Origin of the sequence: Amycolatopsis sp. SID8362, from assembly GCF_010550475.1 — a bacterium.
In the GTDB taxonomy this organism is placed as follows: Bacteria; Actinomycetota; Actinomycetes; order Mycobacteriales; family Pseudonocardiaceae; genus Amycolatopsis; species Amycolatopsis eburnea.
Genome location: NZ_JAAGNB010001561.1, coordinates 1 through 4,913 on the forward strand (window position 1 = coordinate 1; position 4,913 = coordinate 4,913).

At 71.9% G+C, this 4,913-nt stretch carries 5 protein-coding genes and 1 pseudogene; 2 read left to right on the forward strand and 4 right to left on the reverse strand.

Annotated elements, in window-relative coordinates:
- From mshA to G3I65_RS48380, 4 genes are all read right to left on the reverse strand, one after another.
- Window positions 1-911, reverse strand: a 911-nt coding sequence (mshA, locus tag G3I65_RS48365) for a D-inositol-3-phosphate glycosyltransferase (RefSeq protein ID WP_309236046.1), incomplete at its 3' end; no start/stop codon positions are given.
- 22 nt (window positions 912-933) lie between these two features.
- Complete coding sequence (locus G3I65_RS48370) at window positions 934-1,749, reverse strand: alpha/beta fold hydrolase (protein WP_160702260.1); 816 nt, start codon at window positions 1,747-1,749, stop codon at window positions 934-936.
- Window positions 1,750-1,752: 3 nt separating this feature from the next.
- Window positions 1,753-2,928 carry an Ig-like domain-containing protein gene (locus tag G3I65_RS48375; protein WP_160702268.1) on the reverse strand — a complete coding sequence of 392 codons (1,176 nt, stop codon included), beginning with the start codon at window positions 2,926-2,928 and terminating at the stop codon, window positions 1,753-1,755.
- 159 nt (window positions 2,929-3,087) lie between these two features.
- Window positions 3,088-4,143: a UDP-N-acetylmuramate dehydrogenase gene (locus G3I65_RS48380; RefSeq protein WP_160702262.1), complete on the reverse strand. Its 1,056-nt coding sequence runs from the start codon at window positions 4,141-4,143 to the stop codon at window positions 3,088-3,090.
- A 24-nt stretch (window positions 4,144-4,167) separates the two neighbouring features.
- Here G3I65_RS48380 and G3I65_RS48385 point away from each other — a divergent pair, with 24 nt between their 5' ends.
- Both G3I65_RS48385 and G3I65_RS48390 read left to right on the forward strand, forming a co-directional pair.
- Window positions 4,168-4,674 carry a DUF2505 domain-containing protein gene (locus G3I65_RS48385; RefSeq protein ID WP_160702264.1) on the forward strand — a complete coding sequence of 169 codons (507 nt, stop codon included), beginning with the start codon at window positions 4,168-4,170 and terminating at the stop codon, window positions 4,672-4,674.
- Window positions 4,653-4,913, forward strand: a pseudogene (locus G3I65_RS48390) (class I SAM-dependent methyltransferase); the annotation flags it as partial. The gene G3I65_RS48385 and the pseudogene G3I65_RS48390, both read left to right, overlap by 22 nt.

The window sequence follows — 4,913 nt, forward strand, 5'->3', positions numbered from 1 at the left end:
AGGAACCGCACCTGCGCCTCGATGCCCAGGGAGACCGCCAGCTCGCGCAGTGCCTGCGGCTGCTCCAGCCCGGAGCCGGACGGACCGCCGACGACCAGCACGACCAGGCGCGAAGCCAGCTCGGGACGGCGGCGCAGCATCGCAGCCGCGGCGTGCAGCAGCACGTCCGGCGCCTTCAGCGGCTGGATGCGGCCGGCGAAGGCGAGCACGACGTCGTCGTCGGCCAGGCCGAGGGCGTCGCGGGCGGCGTGCCGCGACCCCGGCGTGAAGCGTTCGAGGTCGACGCCCGGCGGCACGGCGTGCACCGCGTGCGGCTCGGCGTCGTAGAGGTCGATGAGCTGGCGCGCCTCGACCGCGGTGTTGGCCACCAGCCGGTCCGCCTCGGCGACCACCTGCTCCTCGCCGATCACGCGGGTGCGCGGCTCGGGCTTGTCGCCCTCGGCGAGCGCGGCGTTCTTCACCTTCGCCAGCGTGTGCGCGGTGTGCACCAGCGGGACGGACCACCGGTCGCGGGCGAGCCAGCCGACCTGCCCCGAGAGCCAGTAGTGCGAGTGGATGAGGTCGTAGTGCCCGGGCTCGTGGAAGGCCTCGGTCCGCAGCACGCCGGAGGTGAACGCGCACAGCTGCGCCGGCAGCTCGTCGCGGCCCAGCGGCTCGAACGGCCCGGCCTGCACGTGCCGCACGGTCACCCCGGGCGCCAGCTCGGCCACCGGCGGCTGGTCGGACGCGGTCGCGCGGGTGAAGACCTCGACCTCGACGCCGCGGCGGGCCATCTCGGTCGCGGTCTGGCTGACGTAGACGTTGAGCCCGCCGGCGTCGCCGGTACCGGGCTGTTCGAGCGGGGAAGTGTGGACGGACAGCACCGCTATCCGGCGCGGTGCAGCCCGGAACCCCCGGATGGAGCTGGTCACCTGGTCACGTCTCCTGCGTACTTCAGCATTCCTCGGCGAATTGCCGCAGCACCGCGTCGAACTCGGCCGCGGACTCGGCGAAGGGCGCATGCCCCCCGTCAGCGAACCAACGCCCGACGGCACCCGGAATCTTCCCGAGTGCGTGTTCGGCTACCGAGGGTTCGATCACGCGGTCGGCCGTTCCGTGCGCGACCAGGGCCGGTTTGTCCACCGTGACCAGCACTTCTTCGCTGCCGATGTCCCGGCGGAAGAGCGCCGAACGAATTGCGGGAGGCACGCTGAGAGAAGCCCCGAGCATGGCCTGTGCCTGCGCGCCGGGCACCGGCCCGGCGGCCATTCCCCGGCTGAACTCCGTGAGGGCGGGAACCGCTTCGTCCCAATTGTCGGAAAGCATCGCCCGCATGTGCTCGCGCATCAGCGGCCCGACGCGCCCACCGGCCCGGTCGCGGCCGATCTCGGTGATGGCCCCGACCAGCACGATGCCGCCCAGCCGTGCGGTGCCGTGCACCCGGATGTGGTCCATCAGCACCAGGCCGCCGTAGGACCAGGCGACGACGATCGCGCCCGGCCCGGCGAAGTCGAGCACCGCGGCGAGGTCGTCGGCCCAGGCCACCGGGTCGTCGTAGCCGGCCGCCGGGACGTCGGAGGCGCCGTGACCGCGCAGGTCCACCGCCACCAGCCGGAACCGCTCGGTCAGCGCCGGGTCGGCGAACTGGGCCGCCCAGCAGCCCGCCGACTGCGCCCAGCCGTGCACGAAGACGATCGGCTTGCCGTGTTCGGCTCCCTCGACCCGCAGGCCGAGCCGGACCCCGCCGTGGCCGGTGACTTCGGTGCGCACGCTCTACTTCGCTCCCAGCGACTTCCAGGCCGACCAGCTGTAGTTCCAGTCCTTGACGTCCGAGGCCATCGGCGCGCCCAGCTGGGAGCCGGTGATCTCGACCGGGTCGCCGACCAGCGCGGAGTCGAAGAAGTCCTTGGCGTCGGCCTCGAGGAGGTTGACGCAGCCGTGGGAGTTGTTGTTCTTCCCGATGTTGGCCGCGTTGTCCTGGTTCTCGTGGATGTACTCGCCGTGGTTGGAGAACCGGCAGGCCCACTTCTTGTTGACGTTCGTGTAGCCGTAGCGGGCGTTGTCGAAGACGGCCGTCGGCTCCTTGCTCATGATGATGTAGGTGCCGTTGGGGGTGTTGCGGTCGACCTCGGCGTCCAGGCCGTTCGCGCACGGGTAGCTCTTGACCTGCGACCCGCCCCGGTAGACGCGCATCTGGTGGTCCGGGGTGTTGACCTTGACCACCTGGTTGCGGCCGATCTTGAACTTCGTGGTGACGTCGGCCTTGCCGTACGCGCCGCCGCCGAGCTCGACGCCGTAGAGCTTCGCCTCGACGCTCACCGTGATGTTCTGCGGCCAGTACTCCTTCGGCCGGTAGTCGACCTGGCTGTCGGACAGCCAGCCCCAGGCGCCTTCCACGTCCTTGTCCGTCTTCACGGACAAGGCCTTCTCGACGGCCTTGCGGTCCTTGACCGGCGACGCGAACTTGACGCTGATCGGCATCGCGACGCCGACCGTCTGGTTGTCCGCCGGGTTGAGCGTGGCGCGGACCTGCTTGGCCGGGCTGATCGTGGTGAACGTGCCGGTGAGCTCGGCCGGCTTGCCGTCGGTGCCGGTGGCCTTGGCCGCGTAGGTGTAGGTCTTGCCGTAGCCGAGCGGCTCGGAGCTGGTCCAGGTGAGCCCGTCGGGCGCGGTGTCGCCCTTGACGGCCTTGCCGCCGTCCGCGGTCACCTTGCACTCGGTGAGCTTGCCCTCGGCGACCTTGATCACGACCGGCGCGAGGACCGGGACATCCTTCGCGTTGACCGCGGGTTCGGCCGTGATCTTCGCCACGGGCTGGGCGCTCTCGCCGTCGGCGCCCGCCGCCCCGGTGGGCAGCGCGGTGCCGTCGTTCGTGCTCGAACACGCCGCGGCGGCCAGTGCGGCCCCAGCCGCGAGTGCGGCCTTGAAGACCGTGCGCCGTCCGATCACCGAAACCTCCCGAGTTCCCCCGCCGACCAGCGGGTCCACGCCCTTAGCGCTGGTGACCCGCCCGACGTTACCTGTCGAAAGGTAAAGACCATCCGATCAGGTGGCTACGCCCTTTGTCGACAAAGACGTCTGACACACGTCCAGGTTGCCCGGTTCGGCTCAAATGACGCAGTTGATCAAGAGCGGTTCCGGGTGCAGCGAGACGCCGAACCGCTGCCGGACGCCGTCGCGGACCTCCCTGGCCAGCGCCAGCAGGTCCTCGGTCGTAGCGCCGCCGCGGTTGGTCAGCGCCAAGGTGTGCTTCGTCGACAGCGAGACGCGATTCCCCGGTCCGGGGTACCCCTTGGCGAAGCCGGCGCGCTCGATCAGCCAGGCCGCCGAGAGCTTGATGCCGCCGTCGGCCGGGTACTGCGGGACTTCCGAGCCGACGGCCGCCGTGATCCGCTCGAGGACGGCTTCCGCCTCGGCGCTCGGGACGATCGGGTTGGTGAAGAACGAGCCCGCGCTCCACGTGTCGTGGTCGGCCGGGTCGAGCACCATGCCCTTGCCGCGGCGCAGTTTCAGCACGGCTTCGCGCGCTTCGGCCGCCGGGACGCGGGCGCCGATCTCGACGCCGAGCGTGCGCGCCAGTTCGGCGTAGCGGATGGGCGCGGAAAGGCCGTCTTCGCGGACCTCGAAGCGGACCGAGAGGACGACGCCGGTGTCGGTGCCCTTGAGGACGCTGGTGCGGTAGGCGAAGCCGAGTTCGTCGGCCTTGAGCGTGCGCACTTCACGCGTCACGCGGTCGTAGACGTCGACGCTGACCAGGGACTCCGCGACCTCGCAGCCGTACGCGCCGACGTTCTGGATCGGCGTCGCGCCGACGCTGCCCGGGATGCCCGAGAGGCACTCGAGCCCGCCCAGCCCGGCTTCGACCAGCGCGGCGACGAAGGCGTCCCAGTTCTGGCCGGCCTGGACCTCGACGACGTCCCCGTCCCGGCGCCAGCCGGTGTTCGCGACCTCGACGAGCGTGCCGTCGAACCCCGCGTCGGCGACCACCAGGTTGGAGCCGCCGCCGAGCAGCAGCACCGGCTCGCCCGCCGCGTCGGCGGCGCGGACTGCCTCGACGAGGTCTTCGCTGGTCACGGCGCTGACGAGCCGGCGGGCGGGGCCGCCGAGGCGCAACGTGGTGTACGCCGAGAGCTGCGGGAGCGCGGGAGTCGGGGCGGTGTTCACCCGTCTGACGGTACTGTCCGGCTCATGGGATCCCGGATCGAGCACCGCGCTGAGTTCGCCGCCGACGTCGCCGCCGTCTACGCCGCGGTGTCCGGCGAGGACGCGCTGCGGGCGCGGCTGGCGGAGCTCGGCGGGCACGACGCGGCGCTGCTGGCGTACGAGGTCTCGGGCACGGGCCTGCGGTACCAGCTGCGGCAGGGGATCAGCGCGGACAAGCTCCCGCAGGCGGTCCGGACGCTGCACAAGGGCGACCTGCTGGTGACCCGCACGCAGACCTGGCGCGTCAGCAACGACGGCACCGGCCACCAGGGCCAGGCCTCGGTCGAGGTCGGCGGGGTCCCGGGCGAGATCACCGCGCGGACCGCGGTGCTGGCGGGCGACGCCAAGACGGTGCTGCGGACGAGCGGCGAAGTGACGGTCCGGATCCCGCTGTTCGGCGGGAAGCTGGAGAGCGTGATCGCCGAGCAGGTCACGAAACTGCTGGAGCGCGAAGCCGAATTCACCGCGAAGTGGCTGGCCGGAGCCGCCTGAGCCCGGTCGGCGCGCCGACCCGCGGCACGACCAACCCGAACCGCCTGCGCCGGGTCGACCGGTGGATCGCGTCCTCGCCCGCCACGTCCCGGCTGCTGCGCGCGACCGTCGCACCGCTGGTCGTCGACCTCGGCTACGGCGCTTCCCCGGTGACGACGGTCGAGCTGGCCCGCTGGCTGCGGCGGGTCCGGCCGGACGTCCGGGTGCTGGGCCTGGAGCTGGACCCCGTGCGGGTCGCG

Bases quoted from the DNA above. Each gene is read 5' to 3' on its own strand.
- G3I65_RS48385 (WP_160702264.1), top strand. From the start codon at position 4,168: ATGGGATCCCGGATCGAGCACCGCGCTGAGTTCGCCGCCGACGTCGCC.